Source organism: Verminephrobacter eiseniae EF01-2 (assembly GCF_000015565.1).
Lineage (GTDB): Bacteria > Pseudomonadota > Gammaproteobacteria > Burkholderiales > Burkholderiaceae_C > Acidovorax > Acidovorax eiseniae.
Map to the genome: position 1 here is coordinate 2,600,155 of NC_008786.1, position 18,275 is coordinate 2,618,429.

Annotated in this window: 26 protein-coding genes and 1 tRNA gene; 1 reads left to right on the forward strand and 26 read right to left on the reverse strand. The window is 62.5% G+C overall.

The window, feature by feature from the left end:
• Nucleotides 1-128: 128 nt before the first annotated feature.
• The 5 genes from cobA to VEIS_RS11235 all read right to left on the reverse strand — a co-directional run bounded on the left by cobA (nucleotide 129) and on the right by VEIS_RS11235 (nucleotide 5,185).
• Nucleotides 129-1,055, reverse strand: coding sequence for a uroporphyrinogen-III C-methyltransferase (gene cobA, locus VEIS_RS11220; RefSeq protein ID WP_011810043.1), 927 nt, complete (start codon nucleotides 1,053-1,055; stop codon nucleotides 129-131).
• Nucleotides 1,052-1,975 carry a DNA-binding protein YbiB gene (gene ybiB / locus VEIS_RS11225; RefSeq protein WP_011810044.1) on the reverse strand — a complete coding sequence of 308 codons (924 nt, stop codon included), beginning with the start codon at nucleotides 1,973-1,975 and terminating at the stop codon, nucleotides 1,052-1,054. The genes cobA and ybiB overlap by 4 nt, the downstream gene beginning before the upstream one ends.
• 569 nt (nucleotides 1,976-2,544) lie before the next feature.
• Entirely contained in the window at nucleotides 2,545-2,817 is a 273-nt protein-coding gene (locus tag VEIS_RS28645; protein WP_157048480.1) for a hypothetical protein, read from the reverse strand.
• Nucleotides 2,818-2,877: 60 nt separating this feature from the next.
• Nucleotides 2,878-4,206 carry a sulfatase family protein gene (locus tag VEIS_RS11230; protein ID WP_011810045.1) on the reverse strand — a complete coding sequence of 443 codons (1,329 nt, stop codon included), beginning with the start codon at nucleotides 4,204-4,206 and terminating at the stop codon, nucleotides 2,878-2,880.
• A gap of 28 nt (nucleotides 4,207-4,234) precedes the next feature.
• On the reverse strand, nucleotides 4,235-5,185 hold the full coding sequence (locus VEIS_RS11235; RefSeq protein ID WP_011810046.1) for a tripartite tricarboxylate transporter substrate-binding protein: 951 nt from the start codon (nucleotides 5,183-5,185) through the stop codon (nucleotides 4,235-4,237).
• Between the two features lie 466 nt (nucleotides 5,186-5,651).
• Between VEIS_RS11235 and VEIS_RS31130 the strand changes: the two genes are divergently transcribed.
• Nucleotides 5,652-7,406, forward strand: a complete 1,755-nt coding sequence (locus VEIS_RS31130; protein WP_011810047.1) for a methyl-accepting chemotaxis protein — start codon at nucleotides 5,652-5,654, stop codon at nucleotides 7,404-7,406.
• 48 nt (nucleotides 7,407-7,454) lie between these two features.
• On the opposite strand, the gene VEIS_RS11245 is transcribed toward VEIS_RS31130, so the two are convergent.
• From VEIS_RS11245 to rplN, 21 genes are all read right to left on the reverse strand, one after another.
• Nucleotides 7,455-8,126: an alpha/beta hydrolase gene (locus VEIS_RS11245; protein WP_041949973.1), complete on the reverse strand. Its 672-nt coding sequence runs from the start codon at nucleotides 8,124-8,126 to the stop codon at nucleotides 7,455-7,457.
• A gap of 155 nt (nucleotides 8,127-8,281) precedes the next feature.
• Nucleotides 8,282-8,704, reverse strand: a complete 423-nt coding sequence (gene arfB / locus VEIS_RS11250) for an alternative ribosome rescue aminoacyl-tRNA hydrolase ArfB (protein ID WP_041949974.1) — start codon at nucleotides 8,702-8,704, stop codon at nucleotides 8,282-8,284.
• Nucleotides 8,705-8,744: 40 nt separating this feature from the next.
• Complete coding sequence (gene aroQ / locus VEIS_RS11255; protein ID WP_198137990.1) at nucleotides 8,745-9,203, reverse strand: type II 3-dehydroquinate dehydratase; 459 nt, start codon at nucleotides 9,201-9,203, stop codon at nucleotides 8,745-8,747.
• A gap of 132 nt (nucleotides 9,204-9,335) precedes the next feature.
• Nucleotides 9,336-9,412: transfer RNA gene (locus VEIS_RS11260), tRNA-Met, on the reverse strand.
• Nucleotides 9,413-9,441: 29 nt separating this feature from the next.
• Nucleotides 9,442-9,843: a 50S ribosomal protein L17 gene (gene rplQ, locus VEIS_RS11265; RefSeq protein ID WP_011810051.1), complete on the reverse strand. Its 402-nt coding sequence runs from the start codon at nucleotides 9,841-9,843 to the stop codon at nucleotides 9,442-9,444.
• 67 nt (nucleotides 9,844-9,910) lie between these two features.
• Nucleotides 9,911-10,903, reverse strand: coding sequence for a DNA-directed RNA polymerase subunit alpha (locus VEIS_RS11270; RefSeq protein WP_011810052.1), 993 nt, complete (start codon nucleotides 10,901-10,903; stop codon nucleotides 9,911-9,913).
• A gap of 132 nt (nucleotides 10,904-11,035) precedes the next feature.
• A complete protein-coding gene (rpsD, locus tag VEIS_RS11275) occupies nucleotides 11,036-11,659 on the reverse strand; it encodes a 30S ribosomal protein S4 (RefSeq protein ID WP_011810053.1) in 624 nt (207 codons plus the stop codon).
• Between the two features lie 111 nt (nucleotides 11,660-11,770).
• Entirely contained in the window at nucleotides 11,771-12,175 is a 405-nt protein-coding gene (gene rpsK, locus VEIS_RS11280) for a 30S ribosomal protein S11 (RefSeq protein ID WP_011810054.1), read from the reverse strand.
• Between the two features lie 18 nt (nucleotides 12,176-12,193).
• Nucleotides 12,194-12,559: a 30S ribosomal protein S13 gene (rpsM, locus tag VEIS_RS11285; RefSeq protein ID WP_011810055.1), complete on the reverse strand. Its 366-nt coding sequence runs from the start codon at nucleotides 12,557-12,559 to the stop codon at nucleotides 12,194-12,196.
• A 25-nt stretch (nucleotides 12,560-12,584) separates the two neighbouring features.
• Nucleotides 12,585-12,698 (reverse strand): 50S ribosomal protein L36, encoded by a 114-nt coding sequence (gene rpmJ / locus VEIS_RS11290; protein WP_005793651.1) that lies wholly within the window; start codon nucleotides 12,696-12,698, stop codon nucleotides 12,585-12,587.
• Between the two features lie 124 nt (nucleotides 12,699-12,822).
• Nucleotides 12,823-14,136 (reverse strand): preprotein translocase subunit SecY, encoded by a 1,314-nt coding sequence (gene secY / locus VEIS_RS11295; RefSeq protein ID WP_011810056.1) that lies wholly within the window; start codon nucleotides 14,134-14,136, stop codon nucleotides 12,823-12,825.
• Between the two features lie 28 nt (nucleotides 14,137-14,164).
• A complete protein-coding gene (gene rplO, locus VEIS_RS11300) occupies nucleotides 14,165-14,596 on the reverse strand; it encodes a 50S ribosomal protein L15 (protein WP_011810057.1) in 432 nt (143 codons plus the stop codon).
• Nucleotides 14,597-14,607: 11 nt separating this feature from the next.
• Nucleotides 14,608-14,790 carry a 50S ribosomal protein L30 gene (gene rpmD, locus VEIS_RS11305; RefSeq protein ID WP_011810058.1) on the reverse strand — a complete coding sequence of 61 codons (183 nt, stop codon included), beginning with the start codon at nucleotides 14,788-14,790 and terminating at the stop codon, nucleotides 14,608-14,610.
• A 12-nt stretch (nucleotides 14,791-14,802) separates the two neighbouring features.
• A complete protein-coding gene (gene rpsE, locus VEIS_RS11310) occupies nucleotides 14,803-15,321 on the reverse strand; it encodes a 30S ribosomal protein S5 (RefSeq protein ID WP_011810059.1) in 519 nt (172 codons plus the stop codon).
• A 17-nt stretch (nucleotides 15,322-15,338) separates the two neighbouring features.
• Nucleotides 15,339-15,704, reverse strand: a complete 366-nt coding sequence (rplR, locus tag VEIS_RS11315; protein ID WP_011810060.1) for a 50S ribosomal protein L18 — start codon at nucleotides 15,702-15,704, stop codon at nucleotides 15,339-15,341.
• A gap of 11 nt (nucleotides 15,705-15,715) precedes the next feature.
• A complete protein-coding gene (gene rplF, locus VEIS_RS11320) occupies nucleotides 15,716-16,249 on the reverse strand; it encodes a 50S ribosomal protein L6 (RefSeq protein ID WP_011810061.1) in 534 nt (177 codons plus the stop codon).
• 25 nt (nucleotides 16,250-16,274) lie between these two features.
• Complete coding sequence (rpsH, locus tag VEIS_RS11325; RefSeq protein WP_011810062.1) at nucleotides 16,275-16,670, reverse strand: 30S ribosomal protein S8; 396 nt, start codon at nucleotides 16,668-16,670, stop codon at nucleotides 16,275-16,277.
• Nucleotides 16,671-16,691: 21 nt separating this feature from the next.
• A complete protein-coding gene (gene rpsN / locus VEIS_RS11330) occupies nucleotides 16,692-16,997 on the reverse strand; it encodes a 30S ribosomal protein S14 (protein WP_011810063.1) in 306 nt (101 codons plus the stop codon).
• 8 nt (nucleotides 16,998-17,005) lie between these two features.
• The gene (rplE, locus tag VEIS_RS11335; protein ID WP_011810064.1) at nucleotides 17,006-17,545 is read right to left on the reverse strand and encodes a 50S ribosomal protein L5; all 540 of its coding nucleotides are present in this window, start codon (nucleotides 17,543-17,545) and stop codon (nucleotides 17,006-17,008) included.
• 9 nt (nucleotides 17,546-17,554) lie between these two features.
• On the reverse strand, nucleotides 17,555-17,875 hold the full coding sequence (gene rplX / locus VEIS_RS11340; protein ID WP_011810065.1) for a 50S ribosomal protein L24: 321 nt from the start codon (nucleotides 17,873-17,875) through the stop codon (nucleotides 17,555-17,557).
• Nucleotides 17,876-17,885: 10 nt separating this feature from the next.
• Nucleotides 17,886-18,254, reverse strand: a complete 369-nt coding sequence (gene rplN, locus VEIS_RS11345; protein ID WP_011810066.1) for a 50S ribosomal protein L14 — start codon at nucleotides 18,252-18,254, stop codon at nucleotides 17,886-17,888.
• Nucleotides 18,255-18,275 lie beyond the last annotated feature (21 nt).

The window sequence follows — 18,275 nt, forward strand, 5'->3', positions numbered from 1 at the left end:
GGCAGCCGTCTAGTGTCGCGTCACCGGTCCCTGCTGCGCCCGTATGCGCCTGGCCAGCCTCGGAGGTGTGACCCGAACCGGTGCCGCCCGACCCAGCCCGGCCTGTGGGCGACGGCGGACGCTGTGCGTCACCCGCGTCGTGCGAAACGGGTATGTGGCACACCAGCGGACGCAGCGGAACCGGCTTGGCCAAGCCGGTGGCGGTGTCCCGTTGCGGGCGATGCGTCGGATGCGACCCGGGGGTGTTGCTCAGGAGCGCGCGCCGCCAGTGCCACGCCGCGCACGACATCGCCCACCACGATCACGGAAGGGCTGGCCAGCCCCTCGCGGGTGATGGTGGCGTGCAATGCGTCCAGCGTGGTGACGGCATGGCGCTGCTGGGGCCAACTCGCGTGCTCGATGATGGCCACCGGGGTATCGGCGGGCAGGCCGGTCAGGAGTTCTTGCTCGATGGTGGCCGCGCTGCTCACGCCCATGTAGATCACCAGCGTGAGCTTGGCATCGCGTGCCGTGGCGGCCAACTGCTGCCAGTGGGTCTGGTGAGGCCGCCCGTGGGCGCCACCATTGCCGTGCTGGGCGTGGCCGGTGACGAACACCACGCCATGCGCATGCTCGCGGTGCGTGAGCGGCGCGCCCAGCGCAGTCAGGCCGGCCAGGCCCGCCGTGATGCCGTTGATGACGGTCACCGCAATGCCCGCAGCGCGCAGATGCTCGACCTCTTCGCCACCGCGACCAAAGATGAACGGGTCGCCGCCCTTCAGGCGCACCACCTGCTCGCCTTCGTTCACTGCTATCAGCATCAGCTTTTCGATGAAAGCCTGCGGTGTGCTCTTGCAGCCGCCACGCTTGCCCACGTAGACGATGCGGGCCGTGGGGCAGGCATGCGCCACGATGGCATCGCTGACCAAGTCATCGACCAGCAGCACGGTGGCCGCCTGAATGGCCTTGAGCGCTTTGAGCGTGAGCAGTTCAGGGTCGCCAGGGCCGGCGCCGACCAGTGTGCAACTGCCGCCGGTATCAACGAGCGGGGTGGATGGGGGCGTGGGGCGGCTCATGGCAAGGTCTGTGTGCTGGCTTGATTGGCGAGCCGCAAGATATGTTCCACCTGCTGCCCAATGGCCGCAGGGACTGGCAATGCACCGGCCAGAACGCGGCGCGTGTAGGTGGCGGTGGCGGCCACGTCGATCTCTGCGGGCAGACCGGGCACTGCGCTGGCGGTGCCGGGCTGCTGCGCTTGCAGCACGCCGTGCACGCCCCGCACAAAACCGTCGTAGCGCGGCGCGCGGCGCGGGTCGGCGGCCACCTCACCTTCCAGACCGCGTGACAGCAGGGCCGTCATGCCGAGCAAGCGGAAGGTGGTTTGCAGCATCTCGAAGTACTCGGGGTGGGTGTAGCTCGTCACCACCACGGCAGGGCCGGCGCAGGGGTTCATGAGCTTGACCGCACTGTGCCCCGGATTGCGCAAACCCACCACCTCGCGCACCGACAACAGCCGCGCCAAGCCGCCGTGCAGGTGCCGGGTGTGGAGATGGCGCAGCGCGCCGTTGGCGATCTTTTCAGGCGCCGTCAGCGCAGGAACATCCAGCGCCAGGAGCACATCGGATGCCAACACCCGGCGTGCTTCGGTGCGCATTCCGTGCAGCAGCACGGGCAACCCCTCACGCGCCAGCAGCAGCGCCAGCAGTGGCGTGAGCACCGGCAGCTTGCGTGCCCCGTTGTAGCTGGGGATCACGATGAGCGGGCGGTCGCTGGCCGGCAGCCTGGCCAGGCGTTGGTGCGTGGCATCCAGAAAGCCGCACATCTCCTCGCTCGTCTCGCCCTTGATGCGCATGGCCAGGCAGAAGGCGCCGATCTCCAGATCGGTGACGGTGCCGTCGAGCACCTGGCCGAACAGGTCTGCCGCCTGCGCGCGCGTGAGCGGCCTGGCGCCGCGCTGGCCGCGACCGATTTCCTTGAGGTATTGGCTGATGCCCATGGGGTGCTGCTGACACTGTTCAATGGTGTGGGGGTCTATTTTCCAGCATCCATTCAGCAACCCGGACAGACTTTGCCCGGAACCTGTGCCGGTGTCAGGCCATTGCGCGCAGTGGCAGATAGCCTGTAGCGCATTGGCGTCAAGCCAGACCGGTTATCGTGTGAAAGGTCTGCCGTATCAGCGAATCGCGCAGCATCTGCACCACTCACGGGTGGTGGCACGGCCCTGGATTTGGTTTGCATGTCTCGATCATACACATCTGTCTGTGCATTTACTTTTAGTCGTAGCCACTTTTTATTGCTCTTGGCGTCACGCTGGCTCCCCGGTGGGTCCGTGGATTATTGCCTGCGGCAAACGGGGATCCGGGCGATTATTGACGACCACCATTCAAAAACTGTCCCGTCCATCGCTGCGTATGTACCAATGATGGCGCTGGTTGCCGCAGGCCGGGACTTGGCAATATACCCCCTGCATGAAGGGCAGGCCACGGCAGCCAATATGGCAACGGTCGCCACAACGGGTATTCGCCCGATCGGCGCACAACCGCGCTGCGCCAGTTTGTGGTTTGTTCATCGTTCGACAATTTCCTGACTGCCATCAACAGCTTTGGTTTTCGTGTCGCAGACAGCCGCGACCACTTGAAGAGCGTCAGCGTGGCGCATTCCATTTTCACGCAGAAATTCAGGGCCTCCTGCGCTGTGTACGCAAGAACGCCGGAACTGCCGACGTTTGGCCACGGCGAAAACCATGCCTTGCTTCAGGTATGCGACATCATTTCTTCCGCGCTGATTGACCCCATCGCGACGCTGGTGTGCTGCACGGGGCATGTTGCCAACGTTCATGTGCAGCCTGGGTGCGGCCCATCTGCGCCAGCGTTTCGCGGCGGTGCCCAAGGATCTGCCTCAGCGCTGTGGCATGTCCCGGGTGGAGTAGCCCAGACTCACCGTGGCATCCTGCGGTATCGCTGGCATGCCGGCATTCCATCGTTCCCACGCGGCGCGCATGGCCGACAGGCGTTCGGGGTCGATGGCGGCCTGGTTGGCGCGCTCGCGTTCGTCTTGCGACAGGTCGAACAGGTAGTCATGGCCGTCCACGCGCAGGTACTTCCACGCGCCCTGGCGCATGGCGCGTTGGCCGCGATGGTTCATGCGCCAAAACAGCGCCGGCCCATACCATGTGGTGGCGTCGCGCAGCAGCGGCATCAGGGATTTGCCGTCGAGCGGGTAGTCGGCATCAGGCGCCACAGTGGCGGCGTCGAGCAGGGTGGCCGACCAGTCCATGGTCATGCAGGTCTGGGCGCTGACACCACCGGGGGCGATCACCGCCGGCCAGTGCGCTATCCAGGGCACGCGGATGCCACCTTCGGTCAGGTCCATCTTGCCACCCACCAGCGGCCAGTTGTCCGAGAAGCGCTCACCGCCGTTGTCGCTGGTAAAGACCAGCAGCGTGTCGCGCGTCAGGCCATGCTGCGCAAGCAACGCCATCAGGCGGCCGATGCCCTCGTCCATGTGGTGGATCATGCGGCGGTAGCTGTGGATGCTGCCGCCGTGCAGATGGAACAGGTGGCGGTGCAGTTGCGGCGCCAGCGCCTGGTCGTCGCGCGTCTCCCAGGGCCAATGCGGCGCCGTGTAGTGCAGGCTCAGAAAAAAGGGCGTCCCGGCCTTGGCGCCGGGTGCCATGCGCGCCACATAGTCGAGCGCGTGCTCGGTGATCAGATCGGTGAGGTAGCCGTCCTGCGGCTGTTCCTGGGCGCCCAAGTACAGATCATGCTGGCCGCTGGAACTGCAGTGGGTGAAATAGTCCACTCCGCCCGACATCGGGCCGAAGAATTCCTCATACCCCGAGCGCAACGGCCCGAAAGCGGGCGGGTAGCCCAGGTGCCACTTGCCCATCAGCGCCGTGCGGTAGCCCGCGCCGCGCAGTAGCGACGGCAGCGTCGGGTGCTCGGGCGGCAGGCCCAGGGTGGTGCTGCCCCGGCTCTGGCTGTTGATCGGCTCTTCGGCCGCCCCGCGCAAACGGTACTGGTAGCGCGCCGTCATCAGCGCAAAGCGTGTGGGCGAGCACACGGGCGAGTTCGAGTAGCCCTGGGTGAGTCTGAGCCCGCCTGCGGCCAGCGCGTCGAGCGTGGGCGAGACCGGGCCGAAGCCGGCCGCGCGGGCGCCGTAGCAGCCCAGGTCGGCATAGCCGAGATCGTCGGCCACGATGAAGATGATGTTCGGTCTGGAGGACATGGGCCGTGCTGGAGTGGGTTCAGTGGGTTCAGGGCTTGAAGCCGGAGCGCTGCACCACCGGCGCCCATTGCGCACGGTAGGCCCGCAGCATGGCCTCGGTCTGCGCCATGCTGGCCGCCACCGGCGTCATTTTGGCGGCCATGAACTGGCGCCGGGTGTCGGGGTCCTGCATCAGTTGATGGATCAGCCCGGCCAGGCGTTCGGCCTGGGTTTTGGGCATGCTCATCGGGGCGAAGAAACTGTTCCAGCCCGTGGCGACCAGATCCATGCCGGCTTCCCGGAAGGTCGGGATGTCCGCTGCCAGCGGGCTGCGCCGGGCACTGGAGACGGCCAGAATGCGGATCTTGCCCGCCTCGTGTTGGGGCAGCAGGCTGTCGAAGCTGTCGAACGCCACCGGCAACTGCCCGCCGATGAGGTCGGTCAGCAGCGGTGCCGAACCCCGGTAGCCCACCGCTTCGGCGCGCACCTGGGCGGCATCGCCCACCATCAGAGCGAAGAAATGCGGCAGGCTGCCGGTAGCGGGCACGCCGAAGTTGGCTTGGTTTGGGTTGGCGCGCAACCAAGCCAGCAGATGGGACAGTTCGCGCACCGGGACGGCGCTGGCCACGGCGACGCCAAACTCATAGTTGTTGACATGGCTCAGGGGGCGAAAGTCGCGCTCGGCGTCGTAACCCGCATCGGCAAAGACCAGGGGTGCCACCAGCATCACGGCCGGGTTGGCCAGCAAGAGCGTGGGCTGTTGGGCCGGCGCGCTTTTGACGTACTGGGCTGACAGCCGACCGCCGGCGCCGGTCTTGTTTTCCACCAGCACGGCAATGCCCAGCTTGGCACCGAGTTTGTCGGCCACGATGCGGGCCACGCGGTCACTCGATCCGCCGGGCGGGTAGCCCACCACGATGCGCAGCGGCGCCTGAGCCTGGGCCAGCGTGGCGGACAGGGCCAGTGCAGCGGTCAGTATCGAGGCAACAGGTTTCCACATGGGCAGGGTCTCCCGGGCAACGAAGAAAAACCGGCACTGGCGGGTGTCGGCGAGTGCCGGTGGGCGGGACGATTGTCCCATGGGTGCAGGCCATGCCACCCGGCGCCGGGCCCGCACCGGCTTGTCATTCGTTCATCCGGATTTCCGCTCGGGTTTATCCGGATGAATTTGAATGATGCATCAGATCGATTCATCCGGCGGATTCAATTGCTTGTGCCTCGGTGATCAATGAATAATAGTAATGTGTTCCATTAGTTATAGTAATGCATTTCATTCTATGACCCTGTGTTCTCTGGTTTGAAATAACTATTTGATTTATGATCGATATCTTGATCTGATGGTGCCCGACTGATTATCTGGTTGGTTCATGAGGGTGCTCCGGCATCTGTGCTCTCAGATGAAAATTTCGGAGACTGCAATTACTTTTGTTTTCGTTTGACAGGCGCAGGAACATCCGGAGTAAATCATGAACAACCTGAAAGTATCGACGCGGCTGATGCTCGGTTTCGGCATGCTCACGGTGATCGGTCTGAGCATTGCCATCCTGAGTGCGCTCAGGATGAAGACGCTGGCCAACCAGCTCGATGAGGTCGCGACCGACCGGATGGTGAAGGTGGCCCAGTTCACGCTGTTGAAAGACGATCTCGGTGCCATCGTCCGACGGACCCAGAGCATCGTCATTGTCGACGACAAGGCATTTCGTGAAGACGAGAAGAAAAAGATTGCCCAATTGCGCGTAGCCAATGACACGGTTTTGCAAAAGCTGGAGGATACCGTCGCTCTTCCGAAGGCCGTTGAATTCCTGAACATCATCCATGCAAGCCGCGACGATTTCAACCAACTGACCGACCGCGTCATCGAACTCGCGGAAAAAGGCGACAAGGCCGCCGCAGGGGCCTTGCTGGTGGGCGAGGCCCGCAGCATCCAGGACAAATACTTCGAAGCGGTGGCTAATTCACGCGATTTGCAAAAGAAGATTGCAGACCAATTGGCCAATGATGCGATGAATCTGTCCAGTAATTCCGTGACATTGATGGGTGGCCTTGCCGCTTTGATGATGGCGATCGGTCTGTTGGTGAATTGGATCATCATCCGCGACCTTGCCAAATCACTGGGCGCCGAACCCTCTGCGCTGTCCGACGTCGCTCAAAACGTGGCCGGCGGTGATTTGAGCGTCCATCTGCAAGTCAGAACCGGCGATACCGGCAGTGTGATGGCGGCCATGGCCCGCATGCAGACAGCCCTGACATCCGTGGTGACGACGGTGCGCAGCGGTTCCGAAGGTGTGGCCACGGCCAGTGCAGAAATCGCGCAGGGCAATACCGACTTGTCCAGTCGCACCGAAGAACAAGCCAGTGCGCTGGAGGAAACGGCGGCTTCGATGGAGCAACTATCGAGCACCGTCAAGCAAAACGCCGACAGCGCCCGCCAGGCCAACCAGTTGGCCGTCAGTGCTTCGGCGGTCGCGGTCCAGGGGGGCGAAGTGGTCGGTCAAGTGGTCGACACGATGAAGGTGATCAACGACAGTTCCAAGAAGATTGCCGACATCATCAGTGTGATCGACGGCATTGCATTCCAAACCAACATCCTGGCGCTCAACGCCGCTGTGGAAGCGGCCCGTGCGGGCGAGCAGGGACGCGGCTTTGCCGTGGTCGCCAGCGAAGTGCGCAACCTCGCGCAAAGAAGCGCCGGCGCTGCCAAGGAAATCAAGACGCTGATCGACAACAGCGTGGCGCAGGTCGCGCATGGCAGCACGCTGGTCGACAAGGCCGGCGTGTCGATGACCGAAGTGGTCGCCGCGATCCGGCGCGTGACCGACATCATCGGGGAGGTCAGCGCTGCCAGCGACGAGCAAAGCCAGGGTGTGGCGCAGGTCGGGGAGGCCATTGCCCAGATGGACCAGGTCACCCAACAAAATGCCGCACTGGTGGAGCAAAGCGCCGCTGCCGCCAACAGTCTCCATGCGCAGGCCCAGCAGTTGCAGCAGGCGGTTTCGGTATTCAAACTGGCGGCGGCCAATGGGGGTTTCAACCAACAACGCCCGCCGGGCGTGGGCGCGAGCCTGCACCCTGTGGGGTGGGCCGTGCCGGCAGCGTCTGCGACGCGCAAGAAAATGACGAAACTGAGCCTCTCGAATGTCCAGCCGAACAGCCAGCCTCAGCCTCAACCTCAGTCCCATGCCGCCAAGGCCAACGGCGCAGGTCATTGGGAAAATTTTTGAACCTGTCCGGTTCCTGCCGGGTTTGCCATCGGCTTGGCTGGCGCGCATTCAGCGCACCGCAGGCCCGGTTGTCAGCGATTCCAGCCAGGCCACCGTGGCAGTCAGTTCCGCCGGGCGGATCTCGTGCGCGCCGGGAAACTCGCGGTAGCTCAGGGTCACGGGCAACGGCGCCATGTGCTGCACGACGGCTTGTGCATGGGCCAGCGGGATGATGTCGTCATGCGTGCCGTGGCTCAGCCACAACTGCTTGCCGCGTAGCGCGTCGGCGGGAGCGGTCAGCGGCACCACCTGTGGCAACAGGCGGCCATGCCAGACCATGCCGGCCTGCATCAGCGCGGGTCGGGTCAGCAGCAGCGACAAGGCCATCATGCCGCCCTGGCTGAAGCCGCCGACCACCACGCGCTCGGGCGCAATGCCCCATTGCCCGGCAGCGGCCTCGATCGATCTGGCCGCCAAGGCGCGGCTTTCGGCCTCTTGCACTGCATCGATGCTGCGTTCGCTGTCCGGTCCTATCGAAAAATCAAACCAGGCATACGCATCCGGCCCGATACGAAACGGCGCGCGCAGGCTGAGCACATGAAATCGATCGGGAATATGCGGGGCCAGGCCGAACAGGTCCTGCTCGTTGCTGCCCACGCCGTGCAGCAGCACCAGCAACCAGGGGCGGGATATGGCCGGGGCAGCAGGGCGCTGCAAAAAACTCAGCGGTAAGTCAAGCATGTTCGTGCTATTCGTGCAAGTCGTCCAGCGCCGGGACTCTAGCACATGGGCTGGCCCTCATTCCATTCCTGAATCATCCGTGCACTTTGTCGGCGTCGCTTGCCGTGCATTCGTGCTGTCTGCGCTTTGCCTTCGCGAACGATTTGGCAACGGAATTACGACCCTGGCAGACCGTCACGCACCGGGCCCCGCAATGCCTTGGTGGCACTGCGTTGCGTTTTGTCTTGCAGCCGCCGCTGCCTGGCGCTGTACGAGGGTTTGGTGGCGCGGCGCACACGCGGGGGCAGGGCCACGCTGTTGACCAGGGTGTTCAGGCGCTCCAGTGCGGCGGCGCAGTTTTGCTCTTGGCTGCGGTATTGCCGGGCCTTGATGACGACCACGCCTTCTTGCGTGATGCGTGTGTCGCGCAGGGCCAGCAGGCGCTGTTTCACATCTTCGGGCAACGAGGAGGCGGCCACGTCAAAGCGCAGATGTATTGCGCTGGACACCTTGTTGACGTTTTGACCGCCCGGGCCTTGTGCGCGCACGGCGGTGATTTCCACCTCTTGCACAGGCACTTGCAGGGGCAGCGGGGCCATGGCGGGTCTGCCTGTCACAGAGGGGGTGGGTGCAGGCCGCTCAGGCGGCAGGCGGCTGCATTTGCGCCAAGCCGTCGATGGCCAGACCGTAGCCCGGCACGCCAAAGCCGCACAGCACGGCCTTGGCCGCCGCTGCCATATGGGAATGGTGGCGAAACGGCTCGCGCGCGTGCACGTTGCTGATGTGCAACTCAATCAACGTGATCCCGGTGCCCTTGGTGGCATCGTGCAGCGCGATGCTGGTGTGGGTGTAAGCGCCGGCGTTGATGACCACGCCCGCAAGCTCGCCGCTCGCGTGCATGCGGCCCGCTTCGTGGATCCAGTCGAGCAGCGCGCCTTCGTGGTTGCTTTGGTGAAAGCGCAGCGCAAAGCCATGGCGCGCGCAGGCGGCGGCGCATAGCTGCTGCACATCGGCCAGCGTGTGCATACCGTACACGGCGGGCTCGCGCTGGCCCAGCAGGTTCAGGTTGGGGCCGTTGAGGACAAAAACGGTTTTCATGGACATGCTCTCCGGGGCCATGCGCCTGCCCCCTTATCGCCACACATATCTCAGGCGCAAACCTCAGGCGCAAACAGAAACGCCCACTGCGGCAGCGGGCGTTTCGGCTGTGGCAGCGACTGCCACTTTTTTTGGTTGCGCGAGGAGGATTTGAACCTCCGACCTTTGGGTTATGAGCCCAACGAGCTACCAGACTGCTCCATCGCGCGGCAAGGGTGGATTGTAGCCTGGTTTGCCTTTATTGTTCAGCGCTTGCCGAATTATTTTCTTCGGTAGCCACGCCGGGACGATCGACCAATTCGACCAAGGCCATGGGGGCGTTGTCACCCACGCGGAAACCCATCTTCAGGATCCGGGTGTAGCCACCGGGACGCAGCCGAAAGTGGGGGCCCAGAACGTTGAACAACTTGGTCACGCTGGCCCGCTCGCGCAGGCGGTTGAAGGCCAGGCGGCGGTTGGCCACCGAGTCTTGCTTGGCCAGCGTGATCATGGGTTCGATCACGCGCCGCAGTTCCTTGGCCTTGGGGAGCGTGGTCTTGATGACTTCGTGCTCGATGAGCGAATTCATCATGTTTTGCAGCATCGCAAGGCGGTGCGAACTGGAGCGGTTGAGTTTGCGAAGGCCGTGTCCGTGGCGCATGGTGCTTTCCTTTTATTGCATCGATCGGGCGGCCGTATCAGGTACTGCCCGAGGCACTGGTTTGAACTTAACGTTTGTCCAGGCCAGCGGGTGGCCAGTTTTCGAGCTTCATGCCCAGCGTGAGGCCACGCGAGGCAAGCACTTCCTTGATCTCATTGAGCGACTTGCGGCCCAGGTTGGGCGTCTTGAGCAGTTCGTTTTCGGTGCGCTGTATCAGGTCACCGATGTAGTAGATGTTTTCGGCCTTCAGGCAGTTGGCCGAGCGCACGGTCAGCTCCAGTTCGTCGACCGGGCGCAGCAGGATCGGATCGAAGCTGGCATTGCCGCGTGGCCCGGTCGGTGCGTCGAACGCAGCCAGCTCGCCACCTTCGAGCTGCGCGAACACCGCCAGTTGTTCCACCAGGATCTTGGCCGATGCCCGCACTGCGTCTTCGGCCGTGATGGCGCCATTGGTTTCGATCTCGACGACCAGCTTGTCCAAGTCGGTGCGCTGTTCGACGCGGGCGCTTTCCACCGTGTAGCTCACGCGCCTGACCGGGGAGAACGATGCATCCAGAACGATGCGGCCAATCGACTTGGTCACCTCGTCTGCATAGCGGCGCAGGTTGCCCGGCATGTAGCCACGGCCTTTTTCGACCTTGATCTGCATGTCCAGCTTGCCGCCTTGCGACAGGTTGGCAATCACATGGTCCGGGTTGACGATTTCCACGTCGTGCGGGGTTTGTATGTCCCGCGCCGTGACCATCCCTTCGCCGTCCTTGCGCAGGCTCAGTGTCACTTCATCACGGTTGTGCAGCTTGAACACCACTCCCTTGAGGTTCAGCAGGATGTTGACCACGTCCTCTTGCACCCCGTCGATCGACGAGTACTCGTGCAAAACGCCTGCGATGGTGACTTCCGTCGCTGCGTAACCCACCATCGACGAGAGCAGCACGCGCCGGATGGCGTTGCCCAGCGTATGACCATAGCCACGCTCGAACGGCTCCAGTGCGACCTTGGCATGGTGGTGACCAAGCTGCTCGACATTGATTGCCTTGGGTTTCAGCAAATTGGTTTGCATTCAGACTTCCTCTCAATACCCCCAGCTCGTTACACCGGTAAGGCTGGTGAAGCGCCCGAATCGTGATGCCTCGCGATGCCTCGCGCTGCCTCGTGGTTCGGGGACGGTTTTCTCGAAATACCTGCCAGGCGATCAGCGCGAGTACAACTCGACGATCAGCGATTCGTTGATGTCGGCGCCAAACTCATCACGGTCAGGCGCCTTCTTGAAGAGGCCCTCGGCCTTTTCGGTGTTGACCTCCACCCAGGCCGGCATGCCCACCTGTGTGGCCAGTTGCAGGGCTTCGGCGATGCGGCCCTGCTTTTTGGACTTTTCGCGCACGGCCACCAAGTCACCCGTCTTCACGAGGTACGAGGGGATGTTCACCGATTGACCGTTCACGGTGATCGCTTTGTGCGAGACCAACTGACGCGCCTCAGCGCGGGTCGAACCGAAACCCATGCGGTACACCACGTTGTCCAGACGCGATTCCAGCAGGAACAGCAGATTGGCGCCGGTGTTGCCCTTGCGGCTTTCAGCGGCCTCGAAGTAACGGCGAAATTGCTTTTCCAGCACACCGTACATGCGCTTGACCTTTTGCTTTTCACGCAGTTGCAGACCATAGTCGGAAGTGCGGGCACCGGAGGTGCGGCCATGCTGGCCGGGCTTGGAGTCGAATTTCGACTTGTCGGCAATCGAGCGGCGTGCGCTTTTGAGGAACAGGTCCGTGCCTTCACGCCGGGAGAGTTTGGCCTTGGGGCCGAGGTAACGTGCCACTTGAGCTTCCTTTATTCATCTTCCGCAAGGCATTGCGGGAGCCGCCCGAGGCGCTGGGTGCGTGCGCGGGCGGCGGTGGGCTTGGGGGATATGCGAGATCAGATCCTGCGCTCAGATCCGCCGGCGCTTTTGCGGGCGGCAGCCGTTGTGCGGCACCGGGGTCACATCGGAGATCGACGTAATGCGGATGCCCAGTGCGCCCAGCGCGCGCACCGAGGATTCACGGCCAGGGCCGGGGCCTCTGATTTCCACATCGAGATTCTTGATGCCCTGGTCGATGGCAGCGCGGCCAGCCACTTCCGATGCCACCTGGGCCGCGAACGGGGTCGACTTGCGCGAGCCCTTGAAACCCTGGCCACCGGACGATGCCCAGGACAAGGCATTGCCTTGTCGATCGGTGATCGTGATGATGGTGTTGTTGAACGAAGCATGCACATGCGCAATACCGTCCGCGACATTTTTGCGGACTTTCTTGCGCACACGCTGGGCTGCGTTATTGACAGGAGACTTGGCCATGATGATCTTTCAATCGCTTTATTTCTTCAGTGCAGCGGCGCCCTTGCGCGGCCCCTTGCGGGTGCGGGCATTGGTACGGGTGCGTTGACCGCGCACGGGCAGACCGCGGCGATGACGAAAACCCCGGTAGCAGCCGATGTCCATCAAGCGCTTGATGTTCATCGTGGTTTCGCGGCGCAGGTCGCCTTCGATGGTGAACTGCTCGATTTGCACACGAATTTTTTCCAGATCGCCATCCGTCAGATCCTTGATCTTCTTGCTGTAAGCGATTCCGGATGCGTCGCAAATCTTGCGCGCGCGGTTGCGACCAATGCCGAAAATGGCGGTCAAACCGATTTCCGCATGCTTGTGCGGCGGGATATTAATGCCTGCGATACGTGCCATATGCGTCCTCTGATTCTCTTTCCAATCAACCCTGGCGCTGCTTGTGGCGCAGATCCGTGCAGATCACGCGCACCACACCTTTGCGGCGGATGATCTTGCAGTTGCGGCAGATTTTTTTCACCGAAGCCGAAACTCTCATTGCATTCTCCTGAAAATTGCCCATCCGTCCCGGCGGTTTGGCACGAAGCACCATGCTTGCGCGCCAGCGATCGCCAGGCAACATTTCGCGCTTTTGCCCATTGCGTCCATCAACCCATCAGCCATCACGCGCCACCTTTGAATCGGGCTTTTTTGAGCAGCGATTCGTACTGCTGCGACATCATGTAGTTCTGCACCTGGGCCATGAAGTCCATGGTCACCACCACGATGATCAGCAGCGATGTCCCGCCAAAGTAGAACGGAACGTTGTACTTCAGGATCAGGAACTCCGGCAGCAGGCAGACAAAAGTGATGTAGACGGCGCCGGCCAGGGTCAGACGCACCAGGATTTTGTCGATGTAACGGGCGGTCTGCTCACCGGGGCGTATGCCGGGAATGAAGGCCCCGCTTTTTTTCAGGTTGTCTGCCGTTTCACGGCTGTTGAACACCAGCGCCGTGTAAAAGAAACAGAAAAAGATGATCGCAGCGGCATAGAACATCACATAAATGGGCTGGCCCGGGGTCAGTGCCCCCGAGATGTCCTTCAGCCAGCGCATGGACTCACCGGCGCTGAACCAATTCACCACCGTTGCCGGCAGCAAGATGATCGACGAGGCAAAGATCGGCGGAATCACGCCGGCCATGTTCAGCTTGAGCGGCAGGTGCGAGGATTGGGCGCCGTAGACCTTGTTGCCTACCTGCCGACGGGCGTGGTTGACCAGAATCTTGCGCAGACCACGCTCGACGAACACCACGAAGTAAGTCACCAGCGCGACGACGATGACGATGAAGATCGCCGCCAGAATGCTCATCGCCCCGGTGCGCACCAATTCCAGCAGCCCGCCGATGGAGCCGGGCAAGCCGGCCGCAATGCCGCTGAAGATCAGGATCGAGATGCCGTTGCCCAGACCCCGCTCGGTAATCTGCTCGCCCAGCCACATCAGGAACATCGTTCCGGCCGTCAGACTCACCACGGCCGTCATGCGAAAACCCAAGCCCGGGCTGAGCACCAGACCGGCGGAGCTCTCCAGTGCCACCGCAATCCCCAGGGACTGAAACAGGGCCAGACCCAAGGTGCCATAGCGCGTGTACTGCGTGATTTTCCTGCGCCCGGCTTCGCCTTCCTTTTTCAACTGCTCGAACTGGGGCAGCACATAGGTCATCAGTTGCATGATGATCGAGGCCGAGATGTACGGCATGATTCCCAGGGCGAAAACCGTAAAGCGCGACAGCGCGCCCCCCGAGAACATGTTGAACAGGTTCAGGATGCCTCCTTGCTGGCCACTGAACAGCCGCTGCAACTGGGCCGGGTCGATACCGGGCACAGGGATATGCGCCCCGATGCGGTACACGACCAGCGCCAGCAACAGAAAAACCAGGCGCCGGCGCAAGTCGCCGAATTTGCCGGTTTTTGCAATTTGAATTGCGCCTGTAGCCACAGATATCTTTCTTCGGTAGCGGCGCTGCTCAGGCGACGCTGCCACCGGCAGCTTCGATGGCCGCCTTGGCACCGGCCGTTACGCCCACACCGCTGAGCTTGACCGCCCGGTTCAGGGCGCCGCTCTTGATGACCTTGACCACTTTGATCAGTTCGCCGACCAGACCGGCCTGCTTCAATGCCAGAACATCGACTTCGGCCAAGCCGAGCCGATCGAGCGTCGTCAGCGTCACTTCGGCGTTGAAGCGCAGCGACTGCGATTTGAAACCGCGCTTGGGCAGACGCCGCTGCAGCGGCATTTGACCGCCCTCGAAACCGACCTTGTGGTAGCCGCCGGCGCGGGACTTCTGACCCTTGTGGCCGCGGCCAGCGGTTTTGCCCAGGCCGGAGCCGATGCCACGGCCGACTCGGCGCTTGGCATGCTTGGCGCCGGCGGCGGGCTTGATGCTATTGAGTTGCATGGACGGATCCCTCAGAGGACTTTGAGCAGATAGCTGATCTTGTTGATCATGCCGCGCACTTCGGGCGTGTCCTGCAACTGGCTCACGCTGTTGAGCTTGCGCAGACCCAGGCCGCGAACGGTGGCGCGGTGCGATTCCTTGGTGCCGATCGGGCTGCGCACCAGTTGAATCTTGACGGTTTGTTGCGTAGTCATATGCGAGTCCGGTCAGGCGAAGATGTCTTCGACCGTTTTGCCACGTTTGGCTGCAACCTGCGAGGCCGTGGTCGAGTGGACCAAGGCATCGAAGGTGGCGCGAACCATGTTGTAGGGGTTGGACGAACCATGGCTCTTGGCCACGATATCGGTCACCCCCAGCACCTCGAAGACTGCGCGCATCGGGCCACCGGCGATGATGCCGGCACCCTTGGGCGCGGGCGCCATCATCACGACAGCGGCGCCATGGTGGCCGGTCACATTGTGGTGGATGGTGCCGTTCTTGAGCGACACCTTGACCATGTTGCGGCGGGCTTCTTCCATCGCTTTTTGCACGGCGGCAGGCACTTCCTTGGACTTGCCCTTGCCCATGCCGACGCGGCCGTCACCGTCGCCCACCACGGTCAGTGCGGCGAAACCGAGAATCCGGCCGCCCTTGACGACCTTGGTCACGCGGTTGACCGCGATCATTTTTTCGCGCAGACCGTCGTCACGGCCTTCGTCTTGCACTTTGGGTTGAAATTTAGCCATTTTTCATTCCGTTCCGCTTAGAACTGCAGGCCGGCCTCACGGGCAGCGTCGGCCAATGCCTTGACGCGGCCGTGGTAGGCAAAGCCTGCGCGATCGAATGCCACCTTCTGGATGCCGGCGGCCTTGGCCTTTTCGGCGATGCGCAGGCCGATGATCCGGGCGGCAGCGGCATTGCCGCCCTTGCCCGCTGCGCCGAGCGACTGGCGCACCTCGGCCTCGGCCGTCGATGCGCTGGCCAGCACCTTGCTGCCGTCGTCGGAAATCACATTGGCGTAGATATGCAGGTTGGTGCGGTTCACGGTCAGGCGCGCCACGCCTTGCTGGGCAATGCGGATGCGGGTCTGGCGCGAACGGCGGAGACGCTGCTCTTTCTTGGTCAACATGTTGCAGTTCCTTATTTCTTCTTGGTCTCTTTGATCGTGATCTTTTCGTCCGCGTAACGGATGCCCTTGCCCTTGTAAGGCTCGGGCGGGCGGACGGCACGAATCTCGGCAGCGATCTGGCCCACGCGCTGGCGATCTGCTCCCTTGACCACCACCTCCGTGGGCGTAGGGGTGGTCACCGTGATGCCGGCGGGCATGTCGATATTGACCGGATGCGAGTAGCCCACCACCAGGTTCAGCTTGGCGCCGGCGGCCGCTGCCTTGTAACCCACGCCTACCAGGCTGAGCTTTTTCTCGAAGCCCTTGCTGACGCCGAGCACCATGTTGTTGACCAACTGGCGCAGCGTGCCGCTCATTGCGTTGGCTTGGCGGGACTCGTTGGCCGGCTCGAAGCGGAGCTTGCCGTCGCTGCTCGTCACCTTGACCAGCACATTTTGGGCAAGCGACAGCGTGCCACCAGCGCCCTTGACGGCGATCTGGTCATCTTTCACGGACACATCCACGCCAGCGGGGATGGTGACGGGCATTTTTGCTACTCGGGACATTGCAGTTTCTCCTCCGTGCTGCGGGTCAGGCCACGTAGCACAGCACTTCGCCACCGACGCCGGTAGCGCGCGCCTTGCGATCGGTCATTACGCCCTTGGGCGTGGTGACAATGGCCACACCCAGACCGTTCATGACCTGCGGAATGGCATCGCGGCCCTTGTAGACCCGCAGGCCAGGGCGGCTGACACGCTCGATGCGCTCGATCACCGGGCGGCCTGCGTAGTACTTCAGCGCAATTTCGAGTTCCGACTTGCCGGCTTCGGTCTTGACCTGGAAGCCGTCGATATAGCCCTCGTCCTTCAGCACCTGGGCGATGGCGACCTTCACTTTGGAAGAAGGCACCATGACCGTGGGCTTGGCGACCATCTGCGCATTGCGGATGCGGGTCAGCAAGTCAGCGATGGGATCACTCATGCTCATGTTCAATCACTCCTGCTTGGCTTACCAACTGGCCTTGGTGATACCGGGGATATCGCCTGCAAAAGCCATTTCGCGGATCTTGGCGCGCGCCAGGCCGAATTGACGGAAAGTGCCACGCGGACGCCCGGTGATGGCGCAGCGGTTGCGCTGGCGTGTCGGGTTCGCGTTGCGCGGGAGCTTTTGCAGACCCAGGCGGGCGGCTTCACGCTCTGCGTCGCTGCGCTTGGCGTCGCCGGCGATGGCCTTGAGCTGCACATATTTCTTTGCGTACTTGGCGACCAGTTTTTCGCGCTTGAGTTCGCGCTGGATCAAAGCTACTTTAGCCATGCTTGGCCTCAATTCTTGAACGGGAAACGGAACCCGGCCAGAAGCGCCTTGGCTTCTTCGTCGGTCCGGGCCGTGGTGGTGATGCTGACATTGAGACCACGCAGTGCATCGACCTTGTCGTACTCGATTTCAGGAAAAATGATCTGCTCCTTGACGCCGACGTTGTAGTTGCCGCGGCCGTCGAAGGAGCGGCCCGAGATGCCCCGAAAGTCACGCACCCGCGGCAGGGCCACGGTCACGAAACGGTCGAGGAACTCATACATCTGCACGCCACGCAGCGTGACCATGCAACCGATGGCCTGGCCTTCGCGGATCTTGAAGCCGGCAATGGCCTTTTTGGCCTTGGTCACCACCGGTTTTTGACCCGCGATCCGGGTCAGGTCGGCGACGGCGCTGTCCATCACCTTCTTGTCCGAGACGGCCTCGCTCACGCCCATGTTCAGGGTGATCTTGCTCAGACGGGGAACCTGCATCGGCGAGCTGTAGCCGAATTGCCGGATCAGTTCGGGGACGAGCTTGTCGCGGTAAATTGCTTGGAGTCGTGCCATGGCTGCCTCTCAGGTCCCCTTGATTTCGGTGCCGCTGGACTTGAACACGCGCACGCGTGTACCGTCGGATTGCACCTTGATGCCCACGCGGTCGGCCTTGCCGGTAGCGGCATTGAATACGGCCACGTTGGACTGATGGATCGGCATGGTCTTTTGGATGATGCCGCCGGTCGTACCCTTCAACGGGTTGGGCTTGGCGTGCTTCTTGACCAGGTTGATGCCCTCGATGAGCAGATACGAATCATCCTTGCGTTGCGACACCGTGCCGCGCTTGCCCTTGTCGCGGCCGGCCAGCACGATGACTTCGTCGCCCTTGCGAATCTTGTTCATGGCGCCTCCTTCAAAGAACTTCAGGAGCCAGCGACACGATCTTCATGAACTTCTCGGTACGCAGTTCGCGTGTCACGGGTCCGAAGATGCGGGTGCCGATGGGCTCCAGTTTGGCGTTGAGCAACACTGCTGCGTTGCCATCGAATTTGACCAGCGAGCCATCACCACGGCGGATGCCCTTGGCCGTGCGCACCACCACCGCGCTGTAGATCTCGCCTTTTTTGACGCGCCCGCGCGGCGCCGCTTCCTTGACGCTGACCTTGATGATGTCGCCAACGCTGGCGTAGCGACGCTTGGAGCCGCCCAGCACCTTGATGCACAGGACGGACTTGGCGCCGGTGTTGTCGGCGACTTCTAACCGGGATTCTGTCTGGATCATTTCAATGTTCCCAACTTGCAC

Bases quoted from the DNA above. Each gene is read 5' to 3' on its own strand.
- rplE (WP_011810064.1), bottom strand. From the start codon at position 17,545: ATGGCACGACTCCAAGCAATTTACCGCGACAAGCTCGTCCCCGAACTG.
- rpsM (WP_011810055.1), bottom strand. From the start codon at position 12,559: ATGGCACGTATCGCAGGCATTAATATCCCGCCGCACAAGCATGCGGAA.
- aroQ (WP_198137990.1), bottom strand. From the start codon at position 9,203: ATGAAAACCGTTTTTGTCCTCAACGGCCCCAACCTGAACCTGCTGGGC.
- rplQ (WP_011810051.1), bottom strand. From the start codon at position 9,843: ATGCGCCACGGACACGGCCTTCGCAAACTCAACCGCTCCAGTTCGCAC.
- cobA (WP_011810043.1), bottom strand. From the start codon at position 1,055: ATGAGCCGCCCCACGCCCCCATCCACCCCGCTCGTTGATACCGGCGGC.
- rpsH (WP_011810062.1), bottom strand. From the start codon at position 16,670: ATGAGCATGAGTGATCCCATCGCTGACTTGCTGACCCGCATCCGCAAT.
- rpmD (WP_011810058.1), bottom strand. From the start codon at position 14,790: ATGACTACGCAACAAACCGTCAAGATTCAACTGGTGCGCAGCCCGATC.
- rplF (WP_011810061.1), bottom strand. From the start codon at position 16,249: ATGTCCCGAGTAGCAAAAATGCCCGTCACCATCCCCGCTGGCGTGGAT.
- rpsK (WP_011810054.1), bottom strand. From the start codon at position 12,175: ATGGCCAAGTCTCCTGTCAATAACGCAGCCCAGCGTGTGCGCAAGAAA.
- rplN (WP_011810066.1), bottom strand. From the start codon at position 18,254: ATGATCCAGACAGAATCCCGGTTAGAAGTCGCCGACAACACCGGCGCC.
- VEIS_RS31130 (WP_011810047.1), top strand. From the start codon at position 5,652: ATGAACAACCTGAAAGTATCGACGCGGCTGATGCTCGGTTTCGGCATG.
- VEIS_RS11235 (WP_011810046.1), bottom strand. From the start codon at position 5,185: ATGTGGAAACCTGTTGCCTCGATACTGACCGCTGCACTGGCCCTGTCC.
- VEIS_RS28645 (WP_157048480.1), bottom strand. From the start codon at position 2,817: ATGAACGTTGGCAACATGCCCCGTGCAGCACACCAGCGTCGCGATGGG.
- arfB (WP_041949974.1), bottom strand. From the start codon at position 8,704: ATGGCCCCGCTGCCCCTGCAAGTGCCTGTGCAAGAGGTGGAAATCACC.
- VEIS_RS11230 (WP_011810045.1), bottom strand. From the start codon at position 4,206: ATGTCCTCCAGACCGAACATCATCTTCATCGTGGCCGACGATCTCGGC.
- rplO (WP_011810057.1), bottom strand. From the start codon at position 14,596: ATGCAACTCAATAGCATCAAGCCCGCCGCCGGCGCCAAGCATGCCAAG.
- rpsN (WP_011810063.1), bottom strand. From the start codon at position 16,997: ATGGCTAAAGTAGCTTTGATCCAGCGCGAACTCAAGCGCGAAAAACTG.
- VEIS_RS11245 (WP_041949973.1), bottom strand. From the start codon at position 8,126: ATGCTTGACTTACCGCTGAGTTTTTTGCAGCGCCCTGCTGCCCCGGCC.
- rpmJ (WP_005793651.1), bottom strand. From the start codon at position 12,698: ATGAGAGTTTCGGCTTCGGTGAAAAAAATCTGCCGCAACTGCAAGATC.
- ybiB (WP_011810044.1), bottom strand. From the start codon at position 1,975: ATGGGCATCAGCCAATACCTCAAGGAAATCGGTCGCGGCCAGCGCGGC.
- rplX (WP_011810065.1), bottom strand. From the start codon at position 17,875: ATGAACAAGATTCGCAAGGGCGACGAAGTCATCGTGCTGGCCGGCCGC.
- rplR (WP_011810060.1), bottom strand. From the start codon at position 15,704: ATGTTGACCAAGAAAGAGCAGCGTCTCCGCCGTTCGCGCCAGACCCGC.
- VEIS_RS11270 (WP_011810052.1), bottom strand. From the start codon at position 10,903: ATGCAAACCAATTTGCTGAAACCCAAGGCAATCAATGTCGAGCAGCTT.
- rpsE (WP_011810059.1), bottom strand. From the start codon at position 15,321: ATGGCTAAATTTCAACCCAAAGTGCAAGACGAAGGCCGTGACGACGGT.